Genomic DNA, 18503 nt, shown 5'->3' on the forward strand with positions numbered 1-18503 from the left:
GGTTGGAGCAGTAATCTGATGGCAAATTTATTACAAATAGGCACGTCTGGTGTTTTAGGTCACCAGCAAATGCTTAATACCACAGGTAATAACATTTCGAATGTTAATACGGATGGATATAGCCGTCAGCGCACCCAGCATAACTCACAAACAGATAACATGGGCCTTGCTCGTTCTGTTACTGGTCGTGAAGTTAATAAATTTGCGCAAGCTGAATTATTAATTGATAGCAGTGCTTTTAGTAATAAAGAAAAGTTGCTTGCTGAAATCACGCGTACAGACCAAGTCCTTTCTGATGAATCTAATAATATGAGCTCAGGTGTTTCGCAATTATTTGAATCTTTTCATACTGCCAATGATGATCCAACGTCGATTTCAAATCGTCAATTAGTGATTGCCGATGCGCAAACGTTGGCTGCCGGTTTCCGTAATGTTGGTGAGCAGTTAAATAATCAAGCAAGAACAGTAAACAGTGAACTTATAGAGAAACCAGCGTTACTTAACTCTTTGATTAAAGAAGTTGAAGGGTTTAATAAGCAGGTGATGATTGCGGAAAATACCTCACGAGGTGCTTCTGGCACGTTACTTGATCAGCGTGATGTTACGATCGAAGCGCTGGCAAAAGAACTCGACATATCAACGATTGTGAATGACAACAAAAGCATTTCAATTAATTTGCTGAACGGGCAACCGTTAGTGATGCAAAACAGTGTCAGTCAGTTCCAAGCGGTTGGTGGTGATCCCGATCCCAGCAATATGGAACTGGTCTTAAAAATTGATAAAAATACCATGCCGCTACAAGATATTGAGCTTGGTGGACGTATTGGCGCATTGATAGAATTCCGCGATAAAACCATTAATTCATCGTTACGAGAGATAGGCCAATTAAGCCTTGGTATTGCTGATGCAGTGAACACTCAAAACAGAATGGGCTTAGACTTGAATGGCGAAATGGGTAAAGAGATATACACAATTCCGTCAACACAAGCAAAACATTATTCAGGTAACTCTAATCCTGCGCATGTGATCACAACTCAACTAATCGCAGGCGAGGGGAGTTCGTTAACAACCAGTCAATATCAAGTATCGATGACCAGCTCGATGAGTTTCGATGTTTATGAAATTAAAAATGGTGAGCGCAGTGCGAATCCGCTGGCGATTAATGGTGCTTATCCAGGTCCAGTCGAAGTCACTGACCATGGTTTTGAAATTGATTTTTCTGCTGCAACGGGTGGTTTTCAAAGTGGAGATAAATTTTTAATGAGTCCGACGTTGTTTAATCTTAATGATTATGATGTCACCCGCTCGCAACCAGAAGATATTGCGTTAGCCTCGATCTTGCGAGCAAAGACAGGGCCGACTAATACGACAATGAGCCGAATTTCCGTTACGGAGATATCGGATTCAACTCTCTCTTTTACAAATAACGATTTAAATATCACGGCACCACAACAGATCTCGGTGAATAACAGCGGTGATTTTGATATTTATGATGGTAATGGCAGTTATATGGCCACCAGTTCTGGCGCATTGAATGGACAGGATTTATTTGCTAATGCTATTCCACCTTTAAATCCGGGCGTGGGCTATGAAATTAAAATGGATGGTAAACCAAATCCAGGTGAAATTTTTACATTAGCTTACAACCGTGACGCCATTGCAGATAACAGTAATGGTTTAAAACTAGCTGGCTTAGAAAATGACGCCAAATTACGTAAAAATCATAAAAACAATGGTGAAAACCAGATGACGTTTGCTGAGGGCATTTCAACCATGATCTCAACGGTTGGTAATAAAACCCGTGCCGCACGCGTTGATTCAGCTGCAAATGAAGCGAAATTAGTGCAAAGCCGTAATTGGATTGAAAGTGTGTCTGGAGTTAATCTTGATGAAGAGGCTGCAAATATGGTGCGTTATGAACAGGCTTACAATGCATCCGCACAAGTGGTGAGTATTTCCCAAAAAATATTCGATACCATTCTGAATGCAGCGAGGTAATTAAGATGCGATTAACCAATAACCAAATATTTTCTCGCTCGATGCAAGACATGTCGCAAACACAAAAGCGCTTGAATACGGCACATTCGCAAGTCACCTCTCAAGAAAAGTTTCGTACTTCGGGTGATGCACCAGCTGAAATAGCGAAATCGAGTTACCTGAATGATGAAATCAAAAAAAATACCCAATACCAAACTAATGGGTTGATGTTGAAAAGTACATTAGGCTTAGAAGAAACAACACTCAATAACTTACATATTGCGATGGAACGTGGACGGGTGCTTTCGGTTCGTGCGCTTAATGGTTCCGTTGATTCGCAAGATAGATATGCCATTTCGTTAGAAATAGACCAAGTACAAAAAGAAGTATTCAGTTTAGTAAATAGTAAAAATGCCAGTGGCGATTTTATTTTTTCTGGTACCGCGTCGCATTTACAAGCGTATGTCAAAGATGATCAAACGGGAGAATATACCTATCGTGGTAATGAACAAGACAATGATATTCAAATCGCGACCAATGTCTATATTAAGGGGAGCGATAATGGCAAGCGAGTGTTTGAATCTGCCCCAGCTCGGTTAACCACGAATAGCAGTAATCTTACCGGTAATATCATGACCGTGACGACTGAAGTCGTAGACCAAGGGGAATATGATAATTTCCACGGCAAGAATTATGATCATAGTAACCCAGCAAACAATACCTTTAAGCTTAATGTTATAGCGCCGTTACTTCCCGGTAATAGTGATACTTTTGAGATCTTAGATAGTAATAATAGTGTGCTTCAAAGTGGTAATTTCACTTCAGAAAAGGGAATTCGTTTTAATGGTGTCAACATTACGGCGCAAGGGACTTCACCGGGTAGTGCCGATATATCTTTAGAACCACCGAATAATGTCAATATTTTGAACACACTCGAGTCATTAAAAACGGCACTAACGGATACTTCATTATCAAATACCGAATTTCGAGAGCAGATGGCGGATGCACAAATTGGTATTGAAAATGCTAAAAATTCAGTGATGTCTACTATGTCTACGCTTGGTGGTCGTAATAACACGATTACACGTGTAACAGAGTCAAATGAATCGTTTAAGGTTATTAATCAGGAAGCGATGGCAATTCTTACCGAGGCAGATCTTGCCGCGGCAATGACTGACTTAACGAAAGAGCAAAATATTCTTGAGATGAGCTATAAGTCATTTAATAAAATCAATAACTTAAGTTTATTTAACTCCGTGTCATAGTTTGGCACACAACTTGCTATTTTAAATACATAAATAATTTATAGACTGGAACTTAAGCACGACTTACATACAAATTATGTCGCTGCTTAATCACGTTAAACACAGAGGGAAAACGAATGGCTATATATGTAAACACTAACGTTGCGTCTTTAAACTCACAACGTAATTTAACTAATTCGACGAATGCACTACAAACATCGTTTGAACGTTTATCATCTGGTAAACGAGTTAATTCGGCTGCTGATGATGCTGCGGGCTTACAAATTGGTTCTCGTTTAGAAGCACAAGTAAACGGTTTGAACCAAGGTGCGCGAAATGCCAATGATGGTATCTCAATGGCACAAACTGCTGAAGGTGCGTTAGATGAAACAACCAATATGTTACAACGTATGCGTGTGCTTTCAATCCAATCTGCCAATGGCTCAAACAGTACTGCCGATCGCGAAGCGCTAAATAAAGAGTTTGGTCAGTTACAAAATGAAATTGATCGTGTAGCAAAAGATACAACGTTTGGTGGCGAGACGTTACTTGATGCATCATTTAATAATGACTTTCAAGTGGGTGCTGATGCTAACCAAGTCATTAATGTTAAGATTACCACAAACATGAACTCACTCGGTTTAGGCGTTGGTACTGCTGCGTCTAATGTACTTACTGCGACAGCTGCTCAAACGGCTATCGAAAGTTTGGACACGGCGATTGCGTCGGTAACAGATATACGAGGTGACCTGGGTGCGAAACAAAACCGTTTCTCATCAACAATTCGTAATTTATCAAATATCTCTGAGAATGTATCGTCATCTAAATCTCGTATTATGGATGCAGACTTTGCTGCTGAATCTGCGAAATTAGCGCAAAATCAAGTTTCTCAGCAAGCTGCAAGCACAATGCTAAGTCAAGCTAATCAACAATCTCAAGTTGCTATGTCGTTATTAGGCTAAGAGGGGGGGCTCCCTCTGGCCCCTTTGGGGCCGCCTAATATATTGCTTTTACCTATATCCTTATCATTATTGCCCTATGTAAGCGTATAGGTAAAAGTATTTTACCTTCCTACTCTCTACTCTCTTTTATTACACCGAATTTTAATCATTTCGATATTAAATCTTATCTTTAAAATCATTGTTTACTTGTACTGGTAGTGTCATTTTTTGTCATCAAAAATACAACTGACAATTATTTGTTGTTGAACATTCGCAACTGGCAATATGACGGCAAAATTTTGTCTTGATGGTTATTAGGGTTTATTAATGATTAATATACCACGCGATAAAAAATGAGAGTTAAGTTTAATTGCAAGTAAAAACAGTGTGTTATAACTTTGTTTTCATTTTAAATGTATTTGGCATGCCGATTGCTTTATCTAAGATACATAACATTTATTTAATTTGAAACAAGCAAAAAGGAAGATACCGTGGCCTTATATGTAAATACAAATGTAGCATCTTTAAATTCACAACGTAATTTGACGAACTCTACAAATGCGTTACAAACATCATTTGAGCGCCTATCTTCTGGTAAGCGTATTAACTCCGCTGCAGATGATGCGGCAGGACTACAGATTGGTTCTCGCTTAGAGTCTCAAGTTAATGGCTTAAATCAAGCTGCACGTAATGCCAATGATGGCATATCTCTTGCGCAAACAGCGGAAGGTGCACTAGACGAAACCACCAATATGCTACAACGTATGCGAGTATTATCAATTCAGTCTGCGAATGGCTCAAATAGTGCCGCAGATCGTGTTGCACTGGATAATGAATATGGTCAGTTGCAAGAAGAAATTAATCGCGTGGCTGCGGATACAACGTTTGGTGGTATGAATTTATTAAATTCGACGTTTAATCAAGATTTCCAAATCGGTCCCGATGCGAATCAAATCATTACTGTAAAAATATCGACGAACATGAATGCGCTCGGCTTAGGTGTTGGTACTGCGACATCTGATATTTTAAACCCTTTAAATGCGCAAAAGGCTATTGATAATCTAGATACCGCAATTGCAACGGTGACGGACATCCGTGGTGATCTGGGTGCCAAGCAAAACCGTTTCTCATCAACGATCCGTAATTTAACTAATATTTCGGAAAATGTGTCTGCGTCTAAGTCACGTATTATGGATGCCGATTTTGCCGCTGAATCAGCAAAACTGGCTCAGAATCAAGTATCGCAACAAGCTGCAAGTACCATGCTGAGCCAAGCGAACCAGCAATCGCAAGTAGCCATGTCATTATTACAAGGTTAATAGTTGCAAGGCTAATCGCCTATTATTTTGGCTCGAAAGGGCCAAAATAATACATTTCTATTCTTGGAAATGTCCTTTTCAATTTTTAAATTATCCCTTCCCTTTTTTATAACATTAGGCCGAGTTGATTAACAATTATTCAACACTTTTGAGTGCTTGTTGTAATTTGTTGAAATTAAACAGTTAAATGTGGATGCCAGTTCAAGTTTCGAAGTGAATTGGAAATAAATTAAATAAAAATTAAAAATAACTCTAAAGGATGTATTTTTATTGTCGATAACTTTCATGACGATACAAATAACTGATTATTAATAAGGGCTGTATTTTATATACACAGCAGTCCTTTACAGGATTTCTTTTAGGAGACGAATATGGCTGTTTATGTAAATACCAATGTAGCATCTTTAAATTCACAACGTCATTTAGGTAATGCTACCAACGAATTACAGACTTCTTTCCAACGTTTATCATCTGGTAAGCGTATCAATAGCGCTGCGGATGATGCTGCTGGTTTACAAATCGGTTCTCGTTTAGAGTCACAAGTCAATGGTTTAAACCAAGCATCTCGAAATGCAAATGACGGTATTTCAATGGCGCAAACCGCGGAAGGTGCGCTAGACGAAACAACGAACATGTTACAACGTATGCGTGTAATTTCAATTCAATCTTCGAATGGTTCAAACTCTCAAGCTGATCGTAATGCATTGCAATCAGAATTCAATGAATTACAAACTGAAATTACGCGTGTATCAACGGATACAACGTTTGGTGGTGAAAAGTTACTTGATGGTAATTTCAATCGTGAGATTCAAGTCGGTGCTGATGCGAACCAAACCATTACATTAAAAATGACAACAAGTATGGATGCGACAGCGTTGGCTGTGGGTAGTACTACAACGAATGTTTCATCTGCTGGTGGCGCACAATCAGCAATTACGGCTCTCGATGCAGCGCTTGAAACTGTAACGGGTACACGTGCTGATCTAGGTGCGAAACAAAACCGTTTTTCATCAACGATTCGTAACATCAGCAATATCTCTGAAAATGTATCAGCGTCTAAATCACGTATTGTTGATACTGATTTTGCTGCCGAGTCAGCTAAACTGGCACAAACTCAAGTACAGCAACAGGCGGCAAGTTCGATGTTAAGCCAAGCCAATCAAACCTCACAAGTAGCGCTATCACTGCTTTAATCGTTTAGGTTTATATTTGCCCTGCACTTTGCAGGGCATTTTGGTCTTTGGGGGTTACCATGTCCATTGATAATAATATGGATCATAAGAGCATTCGTTTTAATCCTGACCCTGTTGTGACAAAAGAACCTGTCATAACGAATCCTGCCGTTTTAATTTCACCAATCGAACAAGTTTTACCGATCGAAAATTCATTATCTGAACCAAAAATAGCGAATGATATAAATTTGGAACAAAAATTGCTTGAAGCAAAGGATACGCTACAAGCTAATTTTGATGTTAATAATAAGAAGCTAAACTTTAGTGTTCATGGTGATACTGGCCGTATGGTCGTTAAAATTGTTGATCCTGAAAGTGGTGAAACACTGAAAGAACTACCATCAGAAGCGGTTTTAAAGATGGTCGCTAACATTGAACAATTTCAAGACAATATATCAGCTAGTTCAGGTCTCTTATTCGATGAGATGGTTTGATTAATACAGCGAGATAAAATAGTCTGATGTTTAATGCGATAGGCAATTGTTTGCCTATCGCATTACTATTGATGAAAATTAAGGATACACATGGCCGGTATTACGATGGCAGGTTCAGGTTCAGGTTTAGATCTGGAAACGATCATTTCAACATTTGTAACTGCTGAAAAAACGCCAAAAGAAACACGCTTAAACAAGAAAGAAACCGACCTTACAACGGAATTATCTGGTATTGGCACTTTGAAAGCGGGCTTGGCCGACTTTAAGGCCATTACTGGCCAATTGGGTAATCTGGACTCTTTTTATCAAAGTAAAACTAATATTAATTATCAAGGCCGAAATGTCGAGCAAACCACTGCCGGTAACGGTGTAGATAGCGCTGCGTTGCCTATTACTATTAAAACGAAAGGTGTGGTACCAAAAGGTGCATTTGATGTTGAAGTGAAACAACTTGCACAGGGTGCGCGATTGGAGTCTGATTTTTTACCTGATCGAGAAACCAAACCTGGGCAGGGCATGCTGTACTTTGATGCAGGTAAAGATACTTTCCAAGTGAATGTTAATGTCACTGATACTTTACAAGATATTCAGAAAAAAATTAACGATGCGCCTGACAACTACGGTATTAGTGCCAATGTAATTAGCTCTGATCTGGGGGCTAAAATTGTCTATACCTCAGAAAAAAGCGGTAAAGAAAATGATTTAGCCGTTTTCACCTCAGATTCGAGCTTGAGTATTATTTCATCCAGTATGGGTGGCCACCCTGCTACCGATGCGATTATTACGGTGGATGGAAATACTATAACCAAAGATACTAATGTCTTTAATCATGCAGTATCAGGCGTCACTATTACTGCCAATAGTTTGACTAAACTGAACGAGCCTGCCAATTTTTCAACGTCGACAGACCACGCTGCGGTGCAAGAACTCATTTACGGCTTTGTAGATGGTTATAATACCTTGATGGAGAGTATCAATGTATTGACCCACCCTGAGACGGGTGTCTTGAAGTATGACTCAAGCGCACGAAGTATCAAACAGCAACTGCAGAGTATTACCGGCGGCGTGGTTAATGATGCCAATAAGAAACTAAACACCTTATACGGCGCAGGTATTTCGTTAGAAGAAGGTGGGTTGTTAGCGGTTAATCCGTTTGGTATGCATGGGTCTAAGTCTGGTACTCAACGCTTAAATGATGCAGTAAATAACTCATTAGATGATCTTGGCAAACTTTTTGCAGGGAATAATGGTATTGCGGCACAAGTGAATCGCGTGTTGGCAAACAATTTGGGAAATCGGGGGATGATTTCTCAGCAGGAAAATATGCTGAATGATAATTTACGTGGTATTGGGGATGATCGCGATAAATTGGATCGCCACATTACATCATTTGAAGATACATTACGGAAGAAATATACCGCTTTAGATAATACGGTGTCACGTTATAATGCCACCGGTGATTATATTCGTAGTGTATTAGGTTAATCATATTATTTTTTGGTATTTAAATAAATCAATAGTTAGGTAAAAAACATGAGAGCTAATATAAGACGTTATCAGCAAGTCAGCCGAGAAAGTGGTATTTCTACTGCTGATAACCACCAAGTGATTTTTATGTTGTTACAGGGGTTATTAGATTCTGTAGCGGTAACAAAAGGCTGTATTTTACGTAAAGATATTGAAGGTAAAGCCAAATCTATTAATAAATCAATTAATATTACATCTGGTCTGATCGATGGTATTAACCATAAGATTCATCCCGAGATTGGTGAAAACTTTGATGCGCTTTATCGTTATATACAAGTGCGTTTAAATGATGCGTCATTAGAGCGTTCAGTTGAACCGCTAGATGAAATCACAGAATTAGTCACACCGATTAAAGATGCATGGTTAAACATTCCTCAAGCGGAAAAAGAAAAAGCGGAATCGATTCGCAAGCAAGCTAGCGGTGCTTAATGATGAATGCCACTGACGTTGAATTAATGGCGAAAATATCGGCTATCTCCGCGCAAGCAAAGCAAGCAATTATAGAAGAGCTGTTGGCTGAATGTGATCAACTATTAATCCAACGTCAGGTTTTAATTGAGCAGTTAGTCACGCGTTCAAACCCTGCTCAATCTCTTAATACCCATGCTTTTCTTACTCAGTTAATGGCGGATGACCAAACGCAAATCGCATCATTAAAAAAATCGAAATTAGCCCTTGAATCACAGCAAGTTATCACTAAGCGTAGTGCTAAATCAATTAATCGCTATCTTACTATTAAACAATTTTAGGTTGTTATTATGGACCATTTAAATCACGATATTGCCGCACACATTGCTGCGCTAGAAGTACAACAGCAACAGCGTAAAAAGCAGGTGAGCCTGGCTCATGCCATCGATGCGATTAATGCTAAAGAACAACCTAGCGCAGACCCTATCGCTTTATACCAGACGAATATGCGTGCGTTTGAGCAGTACATTCCCGATATTTACCAATCTTTTGTCAATTATCAACCAACTAAATTTGAATTAACGAGGGTTGATGACGCATTACATTTGGTTGATGTGGATAATAACGTGGTATTAGGTGAAGATTATTTTCATGATAGTTTGATTGATTTTGAGCAGTTTCGAGTTAATCCTCAATTGGCTCGTATTGATTTTTCGGAAGAGATCGAGAGTGCTGCTGATTTCATTCATGTGAAATATCTTAATCAATTTATTAGGGCATTAAAGGGGATTAATAGCAAACATAAAGAAGAATTTGTCTTGCCTGAAGCGGTTAATATGATGGTGTGTTTCGGCTTAGGTTTGGGCTATTTCTTACCTGAAATGCTCAGCAAGCACAGTGTGAAACGGTTATATATTTATGAACCTGAGAATGATTTTTTCTATGCGAGTTTATTTACGCTAGATTGGGCTGATATTCTGCAACGTTTGGATGATAGTGGCAGCAGTTTACATTTATGCCTCGGGGCAGATGAAGATGTCTTTTTTAATGACATTTCGTATCAATTAATGACTAAAGGTCGTTATGATTCGACATTTAGTTTTTGTTATCAGCATTACCAAACAGAGCAAACAAATAGCGCGTTAGAAAAGTTCAATCAGAAAAATTTCCATGTCGCGTTCGGTTTAGGCTTTTTTGATGATAGCTTAATGGCGCTGGCACATCAGTATCATACCTTAAATAGTCATGTACCTTTGTTAGCGAACGTAGAGCCATTACCGGAATGTGCAACACGATCTGTGTTTATATTAGGGAATGGTCCCTCACTTGATGAGCACATTGATTATATTCGAGAAAATCGAGACAAGGTATTACTTGTTAGTGGGGGGACGACCATTCGTGCTTTGCAGCAATATGGTATTACCCCTGACTTCCATCTAGAGATGGAGCGTACTAAGGTGACCTATACGGTTTTGAAATCGGTTGCTGATGATGCCTATTTAAGATCAATTCCACTCTTAACGCTAAACACTGTGACACCAGATGTGCTCAATTTATTTGATCGCAGCTTGATGGGGTTAAAATTACAAGAACCCTCAACTGAAATAATTCTGAATTCAGAGTTAGGCTGTGACAGTGATAATTTAACGCAATTGGTCTTTGCTAATCCTACGGTGTCTAATTTAGCCTTATCTTATTTCACGCGAATGGGTTTTAAAAACATTTATTTGTTTGGCATTGATCTTGGCTTTTCTGGTGATGCGCATCACAGTAAAAAAAGTATTTATTACCATGAATCTGGAGAAGATAAGTTATTATTCGATAAGAAAAAACTATCTGGTTTCGTCTCTCCTGGTAATCATGTTGAAGAAGTTGAAACGACAATGATTTTCCAAATGTCTGCCAAAGGTATGGGCGAGTTATTAGACTTTTATCCAGATGTCAAATGCTACAACCTTGGCAATGGTATCAAGATTGAAAATGCCATACCAACTCATCAGGCCGATGTTGTATTGACAGATGAAGTGTTTGATAAAACTGAATTGGTTGATCGTATATTGGCGCATTATTCTGCAGATACGACGGTGTTAGCGAAGCAGTACAGTGCGGTCTTAGAGCAGGATATATTTGTCCATTTTGTCGATAAAATGATTGCGATGGTTAATTCACCCGTTACCAGCCGTTATGATGCATTAGGGCAACTACAACAACAATTTATGTTATTAAATAGCCAGCTTAAGACGAAGCATGCGTTCTTAGTTGAGTTATTAAACGGTACGTTACAGCATTGTCATGCTGCACTCATTAAAATGTTATTGTTACCAGCAGACGCTGAGCAAGGCCTGGTTTATTATCAGCAGGGCATCGATATTTATATTAACTACCTTGAAGAAGCGAAGGTGAAATATAAGCGAGAACTGTTTGAAGTCGATCAAACGGATATTTCAGATATTTGGAAATAGCAGACGTTAGTTTTATTTTAGTTAAGTAAGGTGAAAGTCGAAGGATAAAACTGCATATTACTATTACTTAGGTATAATCATAAGCCATTCAAACAGTTTGGCTTATGATGAAAACATATTTTTTAATCCCTTTCCTTGCACTATTATCCGCATTAACGCCCCTTGCTGTTGATATGTACCTGCCCGCGATGCCAAGTATTGCGAGCGATTTTAATGTCTCTATTGAGATTATTCAAACAACCCTTAGTACCTATCTACTAGGTTTTGCAATTGGTCAGCTTTTTTATGGCCCACTGGCTGATAGTTATGGCCGTAAACCTGTGCTTATCTGTGGACTAATTACTTATTTAATTGCCAGTATTGGCATTGTTTACGGTGATTCAATCGAACAATTTAAGTGGTTACGGTTATTGCAAGCGATAGGTGGCGGTGCTGCATCAGTGGTGGTTAGCTCACTGCTGCGTGATCTATTCTCTGGTTCATTGTTTTCTAAAATGATGTCTTATGTTGTATTATCAATGACATTAGCGCCGTTAGTTGCTCCGTTAATTGGTGCGCAGCTATTAGTGTGGTTTAGCTGGCACAGCATATTTGTGCTGCTCGGGATTATTACTGTGTTATGTATTGTGGTGAGTGCTATCGGTATTAAAGAAACATTACCGAAAGAACGTCGGGTCGCGTTTAATTTACCGCAGGTATTTCGTAATTATTGGCTGATTTTATGTAATCGAAAAGTGCTTGGTTTAATGCTGTGTGGCGCGTTTAATGTGTCTGGTATGTTTGCCTTTTTAACTGCTTCACCATTTGTTTATATCGATTATTTTGGTATTGATGCACAAAGTTATGGTTACCTTTTTGCCTGTAATATTCTCGGCATGATGGTCGTGACATGGATGAATGCCAAGATTGTGATGCGTTATGGTTATCAACAAATATTACGCGCGGGTATTATAATTAGTGCGGTGATTTCGGTATTATTTTGGGTGATAAATGTAAACCTAACGTTTGGCTTAGTTGGTCTGGTAATTTCGACCGTGGCTTATATATCATTGATTAGTTTAATCGGTTCGAATGTGATGACGGGAGTATTAGCCGAATTCCCTCATATATCGGGGACCGCTTCAGCGTTGTCTGCGACGATCCGATTTGGGTTTGGTGCTATAGCAGGTTTAATTATCAGCATCTTACATGATGGAACACCATTGCCTATGATCATGGTGATTAGTGGTTGTGGTATATTATCTTTCCTCAGTTATTTTATACTGACGGGTAGAGCAAATAATAAGGACAGTTAATGCGGATTGAATTTATTAGTACTGGCGACGAAGTATTATCAGGTCAAATTGTCGATACCAATGCGGCATGGATATCACAATCTTTTTTTCATCAAGGTCGTGAGTTTACGCGCCGTCATACGGTTGCGGATGATCTTGAATCTCTCATTGATATTATTACGGAAACAAGCCTTCGTGCTGATGTGGTGATCATGAATGGCGGCTTAGGTCCAACATCAGATGATTTAAGTGCTGAAGCCGCGGCGAAAGCGATGGGCGTACCATTAACATTCTCTCAAGAGTGGTTCGCTCATTTAGTGGCTAAATATGCCAAATCTAATCGTACTTTGTCTGTGAGTGATGAAAAACAAGCTTGGTTGCCACAAGGTAGCGAAGTGGTTGATAATCCTGTTGGCACTGCATGTGGTTTTAGTTTTCAATTTAATCGTGCTCGCTTTTACTTTACTCCTGGGGTGCCAAGTGAATTCAAACACATGGTTACCGAGCAAATACTACCCGATATCCAACAACGTTTTACGCCAGTAAAAATACCTACTTTAATTAAGATTAAAACATTTGGTATCTCGGAATCTGTGTTGAATGAGCGCTTAGCCGCATTGTCACTTCCCCAGTCAATTACGTTGGGTTTCCGGGTTGATTTTCCGACTGTTGAAGTGAAATTATTATCGATAGTCCAAGCTGATTTAGCGAAGGCTAGAGAGCGAGTACTTGCAGAGCTTGGTGAGTTTGTGCTGTACGAAGGGGATTATTCGTTTGCACAATACTTGCAAAATATAATACTCGAAAAAGGGCAAACATTATCGCTTGCGGAATCTTGTACTGGTGGACTTATCGCGAGTGAATTAATTGCTGTCGCGGGTAGCTCTGGTTACCTCGATTCGAGTCATGTTACTTATAGTAATGAATCTAAGAGTCGTTTAGTCAATGTCGATGAAACGACGATAGCTAACCACGGAGCTGTTTCAATAGAGGTTGCTGCCGAGATGGCTGAAGGCGCGATGCTGAATGCAGGGGTTGACTTTGGTATTGCTGTGTCCGGTATTGCTGGTCCAGGTGGCGGTAGCGAAGCAAAACCAGTCGGCACGGTTGCGTTTGCTCTGGCGAGTAAGGCACATACTTACAGTCAGTTGCTATTTATCCCGCGATGGAGTCGTCAAGGGATCAGAACGGTGGCGTTATACGTAGCTTTAGATATGTTGAGAAGAGAGTTGTTGGGATTAAGTTTAGCGGCAGAATTTGGTTCGATAGAGCGCCGAGGCTGTTGTGATACTGTGAGCTGTTAGTGCGGTATTACAATTTGTAGATTATATTATTCTAGCTGCGCAGTGATGATTTAAGTTATCAAATAATCACTGCGCAATTCGTTACCATTTCTGTTTAGGTTGAAACAGCAGATCTAATTCATTCTTTTCGTTTTCTTTTTCTTGGCGATCTTTTAAATCATCTGATGAAGCTTGAGTAAGTTGTTCGTTCACCTCATTAAGTAAAGAGGTGAGTGTTTGGTGTTTGTTAATAAGTGATTCATTTTTATCATTAATATTATTTAAGGTATCTATACCTTTACGGAGTAATTGCTTACAAGAGCCGAATTGACTCGTTGCCCGTGCTTCATAAGCCCGCTTCAATAAATTATCAATGTTGACGTTAAGTTGCATCAGTTCAAGTTTACGATCTTCAATCACAAATGTTTGGGTATTAAGTTTGCTTTTTGCATGCTCGACACGTAATACTGCGCGAATTTTTTTAATTTGTTGTAATAATATAATCGCTTCTCGATCTGAATTCGGAGAGCGAAACATTTTGTTTTCAGTCTGTGCTGGTGCATCTTTTAATTGGGCCATTTGCGCTTTAACATTAACTAAGCGTTGACGGACTTGTGGTAGGGAAGGGTCCATTTGTAATGTCGCTGTAAGTGAGTCATGCATACGGCTATGTAGCACTAACGTAAGTACTTTACTGTAAGGTAGTGATGTTGAGTTTAGCAGCAGTTCTTCAGCTTCTTCAATTACTTGTCTGTGTTTTATGATTATCTGGCGTTTTTCGGTTTCAGCTTTACGCTTGTATTGTAAGATGATGTTATAACCGATCACCAAAAATAGTAGGACAGCAATCGCGATAATCATAAGAGTGAACTTCATTGTATAATAGACCTAATTTTGCTGCGATATATAAGATGTTACTATAAATACTTTAGTTAAGGTAGTGTTAACGTGAAGATACCCCCACCAAGACTACCACCATTTTTTAGCGCGATATGTCCTATTTCCCCTTTAATTATATGCGCGCTAGCAATTAATCGAGCAAAATACAAGCCTAACCCAGTACGCCCTTGCTTACAACTTAACTCGCCCATTGCACAGTGTTGTGCTTGTAACATGCTGTCAGGGTAGCCATCGCCATTATCGGCAATTTCGATCACAAGCTGTTTATTGACGACATTCGCCGTTACGAGGATTTGTCCTTTGCTGTAGCGTAATGCATTGATGAATACATCTGATAATAAGTAACTAATTAAATTGTGATCACAATACCAAGCGAGATCGATATCGATATCGATATTAATTTCAATGTTATGAGTGTCACTATACATCTGATTTTTAATGCAAAACTCATTGAAATAATCTGAAATAAAGCATTCAGTAATGTTTAATGGTAGCTGATCATGTTCATCACGGTATAAAGAAAGTACTTGGATTAAGCCGCTATTAAGACGTAATACTTCATAGTGTAAATCAGCGAGTTTAGCGCCATGTTTACGGTCATCTTGCGAGGGGGGGATATCTGCAGACATAGATTCAATTGATTGTAATAAGAGGCACAATGAATTTTTCATATCATGTACCGCAGATGTTAGGATCAACGCATAATCAACTGTGTCTTTACTTGGTTTAATGTTATCGTTTAAAGGGGTCATCATATTGTTGTTCGGCATAAAAGTAATTACCCCTAGGATATATTATTAAGAAGAAATAACAGTATTCTGCTATTGTTTTGTTAGAATACAATTAATTATTTGGTATATAGAGCACATCACAAATGAAGTTACAGCAATTTAGATACATAGTTGAAGTCCTAAATCACAATTTGAATGTGTCTGCGACAGCAGAAAGTCTTTATACTTCGCAACCTGGCATTAGTAAACAAGTTCGTATGTTAGAAGATGAACTCGGTGTACAGATCTTCGAGCGTAGCGGTAAGCACCTCACTAAAGTGACACCTGCTGGTAAAGATATTATTCGTATTGCTGCTGATATTCTAGGCAAAGTTGAGAGTATTAAAGCTGTTGCCAGTCAACATACGCACCCCTCTAAAGGTACGTTAAATATCTCGACTACGCATACCCAAGCGCGTTATGCATTACCAAAAGTAATTAAAGGCTTTATTGAACGTTATCCTGATGTATCACTAAATATGCATCAAGGTACACCTGCACAAATCAGTGATTCAGTTTCTAAAGGTACTGCTGATTTTGCTATCGCCACTGAAGCATTGCATTTATACAGCGACTTGGTAATGCTGCCTTGCTATCACTGGAACCGTTCAATTATTGTTAAACCGGGTCACCCATTAACGAAAGTTGGTAAGATCACGGTTGAAGATATAGCAAAATATTCATTGGTGACTTATGTATTTGGTTTTACTGGTCGTTCAGAATTAGATTGTGCGTTTGATGAAGCGGGCTTAGAGCCTAAAATTGTCTTTACCGCAACCGATGCTGACGTGATTAAAACATACGTGAAATTAGGCATTGGTGTCGGTGTTTTAGCGACAATGGCATTTGATGACGAAATTGATGATGATTTAGTACGCATCGATGCAAGTCATTTATTTACCTCGAGTACGACTAAAATTGGTTTCCGTAAAGGGACGTTCTTACGTACTTACATGTATGATTTTATGGAACGATTTGCACCGCATTTAACGCGAGATATTGTTGATAAAGCGATTATGTTAAAAACAGCAGAAGAGATTGATGAGATGTTTAAAGATATCCAGCTATCAACGAGGTAACTAGATAACTAGATAGTATTCACTCGGCTAACACCTTGTACTTAGCCGAGGGTATTTTCAGCCTGTTTAGTTACTTTTTTTGGCTTCTTTTTGACTGTACTTTTATGATTACTTTTTATTTTCCTCACTTCTTTCTTCGCAGACCCCTGCACGACGGTAGAGCAAGCATTATCGTTAATCACACTAATTAACGCATGCATACTTTGTGACAGGCTATCATCATGGGTAAGCCGTGTGATTTGTTCGCTAACAATATCGATAGCACTACTCATTACGACTTGTTCTAACTCTGTAAATGCATCTTCGATGTAACCGGATAATTTCGTCAGGTCAGGCAGATTTGTTCGACATGCGATTAAACCAACATTGAGATTATTCATGTAACTATACAGTGTTATATTCAGTGACATGCCAGGTGGCAATGCTGATAACGGGAAGCATTCCTGCATTTCCGCGCCCATCATATAAACGGGCTTACGCGGTCCAGGCACATTAGAGATGAGTACATTACCGACCGGTGGTAACACATCATCGAGTTTCAATAACTCACTGATTATTGCTAACCCCTGGCTTGCTAATGTGTAACTCGTTAGCGCTTCATCTGATAATGACCTTGCTTCTTTTTTTAATTTATCACAAGACTCTTTAATGGCCATCAATCGAGAGAGAGGAGTTGTATTGCTGTGACCTAATTCCACCATAGTAATTGCAATGCGGTTGTTTGATATGGTGTCGTTCAGTGCCCTAAGGTTCACCGGGATTTGTGCTGTTAGCGGCTGCTTAAGTTTATAATTAAGGCCGGATAAATAACGATGTAATGCGATATCACAAATACACACCACTACATCATTGATCGTTGTTCCCGCTATTTTTCCTATGTTCTTTACACGCGATAGTGGGAGTACGCTGGTTGCGGCTCGACGGGCACGTTTAGGACTCACTGAAAAAGGGGTTTTTGGTGCTGTAAATGGCGTTGGTATATTGGTTTTATAAACGTTGACTGCTTGTAATAATAGCCGAGAACCAAGTCCAATAATCGAAGGTATTGCACGAACTTGTTTTGTTAATAAAGTGCTGTTTTGTTTTAATTTATGCACTAAACTCGATTTTATTTCAGGATCCGGTTGTTTACCCTCAAAACCTTTTAAGCTCCAAAATGCTTGTAATGGGCCTTCGGCTTGTTGTGATAAATAGCTAAGCATGATTTGGTTACCTTTAGCACCGTCGGTGAAAGCGTGATGCATTTTTAGATAAACAGCAAATTGATTGTTAGCGAGACCTGAAATTAAATGTATTTCCCATAATGGACGGTTACGGTCGAGCAGGTTGGAGTGAGCGTGTTCTATATACTCGATGAGTTGCTCTCGAGTTCCAGGTTGGGGTAAACGAACGCGGCGGACGTGATAATCAAGGTCTACATTATCATCTTCTTGCCAGTACATCATGCCCGAGTAAGCTGTATATAGTTTGTAATTAAAAGGTTTTTCTATTTGTGTGAATTGCATCAGTTGTTGATATAGGTCTGTACCATAATCGGCTTGATAGTCATCCGGAATATCAAAAATTTGCATTGCAGCTACATGGTTTGGCCGTGATACCGTTTCGCAATATAGGAACCCCATATCGGGTAGAGTGAGCGCTTTCATTAATATT

The 18503-nt window shown here is 39.2% G+C and carries 16 protein-coding genes; 13 read left to right on the forward strand and 3 right to left on the reverse strand.

The features are described from left to right. Positions 1–18 precede the first annotated feature (18 nt). The 12 genes from HWV01_RS04635 to HWV01_RS04690 all read left to right on the forward strand — a co-directional run bounded on the left by HWV01_RS04635 (position 19) and on the right by HWV01_RS04690 (position 14122). Positions 19–1998, forward strand: a complete 1980-nt coding sequence (locus tag HWV01_RS04635) for a flagellar basal body rod C-terminal domain-containing protein (RefSeq protein ID WP_211674284.1) — start codon at positions 19–21, stop codon at positions 1996–1998. Positions 1999–2003: 5 nt separating this feature from the next. Beyond that, the gene (gene flgL, locus HWV01_RS04640; RefSeq protein WP_211674285.1) at positions 2004–3242 is read left to right on the forward strand and encodes a flagellar hook-associated protein FlgL; all 1239 of its coding nucleotides are present in this window, start codon (positions 2004–2006) and stop codon (positions 3240–3242) included. A 116-nt stretch (positions 3243–3358) separates the two neighbouring features. Beyond that, positions 3359–4183 (forward strand): flagellin, encoded by an 825-nt coding sequence (locus HWV01_RS04645; RefSeq protein WP_211674286.1) that lies wholly within the window; start codon positions 3359–3361, stop codon positions 4181–4183. Between the two features lie 470 nt (positions 4184–4653). After that, on the forward strand, positions 4654–5481 hold the full coding sequence (locus HWV01_RS04650; RefSeq protein ID WP_211674287.1) for a flagellin: 828 nt from the start codon (positions 4654–4656) through the stop codon (positions 5479–5481). A gap of 371 nt (positions 5482–5852) precedes the next feature. Beyond that, positions 5853–6674 (forward strand): flagellin, encoded by an 822-nt coding sequence (locus HWV01_RS04655; protein ID WP_211674288.1) that lies wholly within the window; start codon positions 5853–5855, stop codon positions 6672–6674. 59 nt (positions 6675–6733) lie between these two features. Continuing rightward, the gene (locus HWV01_RS04660) at positions 6734–7147 is read left to right on the forward strand and encodes a flagellar protein FlaG (RefSeq protein WP_211674289.1); all 414 of its coding nucleotides are present in this window, start codon (positions 6734–6736) and stop codon (positions 7145–7147) included. A gap of 90 nt (positions 7148–7237) precedes the next feature. Continuing rightward, positions 7238–8632 carry a flagellar filament capping protein FliD gene (gene fliD, locus HWV01_RS04665; protein WP_211674290.1) on the forward strand — a complete coding sequence of 465 codons (1395 nt, stop codon included), beginning with the start codon at positions 7238–7240 and terminating at the stop codon, positions 8630–8632. A gap of 48 nt (positions 8633–8680) precedes the next feature. Then, entirely contained in the window at positions 8681–9103 is a 423-nt protein-coding gene (fliS, locus tag HWV01_RS04670; RefSeq protein WP_211674291.1) for a flagellar export chaperone FliS, read from the forward strand. Then, complete coding sequence (locus HWV01_RS04675) at positions 9103–9423, forward strand: hypothetical protein (RefSeq protein WP_211674292.1); 321 nt, start codon at positions 9103–9105, stop codon at positions 9421–9423. The genes fliS and HWV01_RS04675 overlap by 1 nt, the downstream gene beginning before the upstream one ends. 9 nt (positions 9424–9432) lie before the next feature. Next, positions 9433–11544: a 6-hydroxymethylpterin diphosphokinase MptE-like protein gene (locus HWV01_RS04680; protein ID WP_211674293.1), complete on the forward strand. Its 2112-nt coding sequence runs from the start codon at positions 9433–9435 to the stop codon at positions 11542–11544. Positions 11545–11648: 104 nt separating this feature from the next. Further along, entirely contained in the window at positions 11649–12839 is a 1191-nt protein-coding gene (locus HWV01_RS04685) for a Bcr/CflA family multidrug efflux MFS transporter (protein ID WP_249185443.1), read from the forward strand. Beyond that, positions 12839–14122 carry a CinA family nicotinamide mononucleotide deamidase-related protein gene (locus tag HWV01_RS04690; RefSeq protein WP_211674294.1) on the forward strand — a complete coding sequence of 428 codons (1284 nt, stop codon included), beginning with the start codon at positions 12839–12841 and terminating at the stop codon, positions 14120–14122. The genes HWV01_RS04685 and HWV01_RS04690 overlap by 1 nt, the downstream gene beginning before the upstream one ends. A gap of 81 nt (positions 14123–14203) precedes the next feature. Here HWV01_RS04690 and HWV01_RS04695 read toward each other — a convergent pair whose 3' ends face one another. After that, positions 14204–14977, reverse strand: coding sequence for a DNA repair protein (locus tag HWV01_RS04695; protein WP_211674295.1), 774 nt, complete (start codon positions 14975–14977; stop codon positions 14204–14206). A 56-nt stretch (positions 14978–15033) separates the two neighbouring features. Further along, positions 15034–15771, reverse strand: a complete 738-nt coding sequence (locus HWV01_RS04700; RefSeq protein WP_211674296.1) for a sensor histidine kinase KdpD — start codon at positions 15769–15771, stop codon at positions 15034–15036. A gap of 104 nt (positions 15772–15875) precedes the next feature. Here HWV01_RS04700 and cysB point away from each other — a divergent pair, with 104 nt between their 5' ends. Beyond that, positions 15876–16850, forward strand: coding sequence for an HTH-type transcriptional regulator CysB (cysB, locus tag HWV01_RS04705; RefSeq protein ID WP_211674297.1), 975 nt, complete (start codon positions 15876–15878; stop codon positions 16848–16850). A gap of 41 nt (positions 16851–16891) precedes the next feature. Here the strand turns inward: cysB and HWV01_RS04710 are convergent, their stop codons facing one another. Further along, complete coding sequence (locus HWV01_RS04710; RefSeq protein ID WP_211674298.1) at positions 16892–18496, reverse strand: wax ester/triacylglycerol synthase family O-acyltransferase; 1605 nt, start codon at positions 18494–18496, stop codon at positions 16892–16894. Between the last annotated feature and the right edge of the window lie 7 nt (positions 18497–18503).

Source organism: Moritella sp. 5, from assembly GCF_018219455.1.
GTDB lineage: Bacteria > Pseudomonadota > Gammaproteobacteria > Enterobacterales > Moritellaceae > Moritella.

What these genes read in the sequence shown, in the direction of transcription:
- HWV01_RS04635 (WP_211674284.1), top strand. Translation starts at nt 19, where the DNA reads ATGGCAAATTTATTACAAATAGGCACGTCTGGTGTTTTAGGTCACCAG.
- flgL (WP_211674285.1), top strand. Translation starts at nt 2,004, where the DNA reads ATGCGATTAACCAATAACCAAATATTTTCTCGCTCGATGCAAGACATG.
- HWV01_RS04645 (WP_211674286.1), top strand. Translation starts at nt 3,359, where the DNA reads ATGGCTATATATGTAAACACTAACGTTGCGTCTTTAAACTCACAACGT.
- HWV01_RS04655 (WP_211674288.1), top strand. Translation starts at nt 5,853, where the DNA reads ATGGCTGTTTATGTAAATACCAATGTAGCATCTTTAAATTCACAACGT.
- HWV01_RS04660 (WP_211674289.1), top strand. Translation starts at nt 6,734, where the DNA reads ATGTCCATTGATAATAATATGGATCATAAGAGCATTCGTTTTAATCCT.
- fliD (WP_211674290.1), top strand. Translation starts at nt 7,238, where the DNA reads ATGGCCGGTATTACGATGGCAGGTTCAGGTTCAGGTTTAGATCTGGAA.
- fliS (WP_211674291.1), top strand. Translation starts at nt 8,681, where the DNA reads ATGAGAGCTAATATAAGACGTTATCAGCAAGTCAGCCGAGAAAGTGGT.
- HWV01_RS04675 (WP_211674292.1), top strand. Translation starts at nt 9,103, where the DNA reads ATGATGAATGCCACTGACGTTGAATTAATGGCGAAAATATCGGCTATC.
- HWV01_RS04680 (WP_211674293.1), top strand. Translation starts at nt 9,433, where the DNA reads ATGGACCATTTAAATCACGATATTGCCGCACACATTGCTGCGCTAGAA.
- HWV01_RS04685 (WP_249185443.1), top strand. Translation starts at nt 11,649, where the DNA reads ATGATGAAAACATATTTTTTAATCCCTTTCCTTGCACTATTATCCGCA.
- HWV01_RS04690 (WP_211674294.1), top strand. Translation starts at nt 12,839, where the DNA reads ATGCGGATTGAATTTATTAGTACTGGCGACGAAGTATTATCAGGTCAA.
- HWV01_RS04695 (WP_211674295.1), bottom strand. Translation starts at nt 14,977, where the DNA reads ATGAAGTTCACTCTTATGATTATCGCGATTGCTGTCCTACTATTTTTG.
- HWV01_RS04700 (WP_211674296.1), bottom strand. Translation starts at nt 15,771, where the DNA reads ATGCCGAACAACAATATGATGACCCCTTTAAACGATAACATTAAACCA.
- cysB (WP_211674297.1), top strand. Translation starts at nt 15,876, where the DNA reads ATGAAGTTACAGCAATTTAGATACATAGTTGAAGTCCTAAATCACAAT.
- HWV01_RS04710 (WP_211674298.1), bottom strand. Translation starts at nt 18,496, where the DNA reads ATGAAAGCGCTCACTCTACCCGATATGGGGTTCCTATATTGCGAAACG.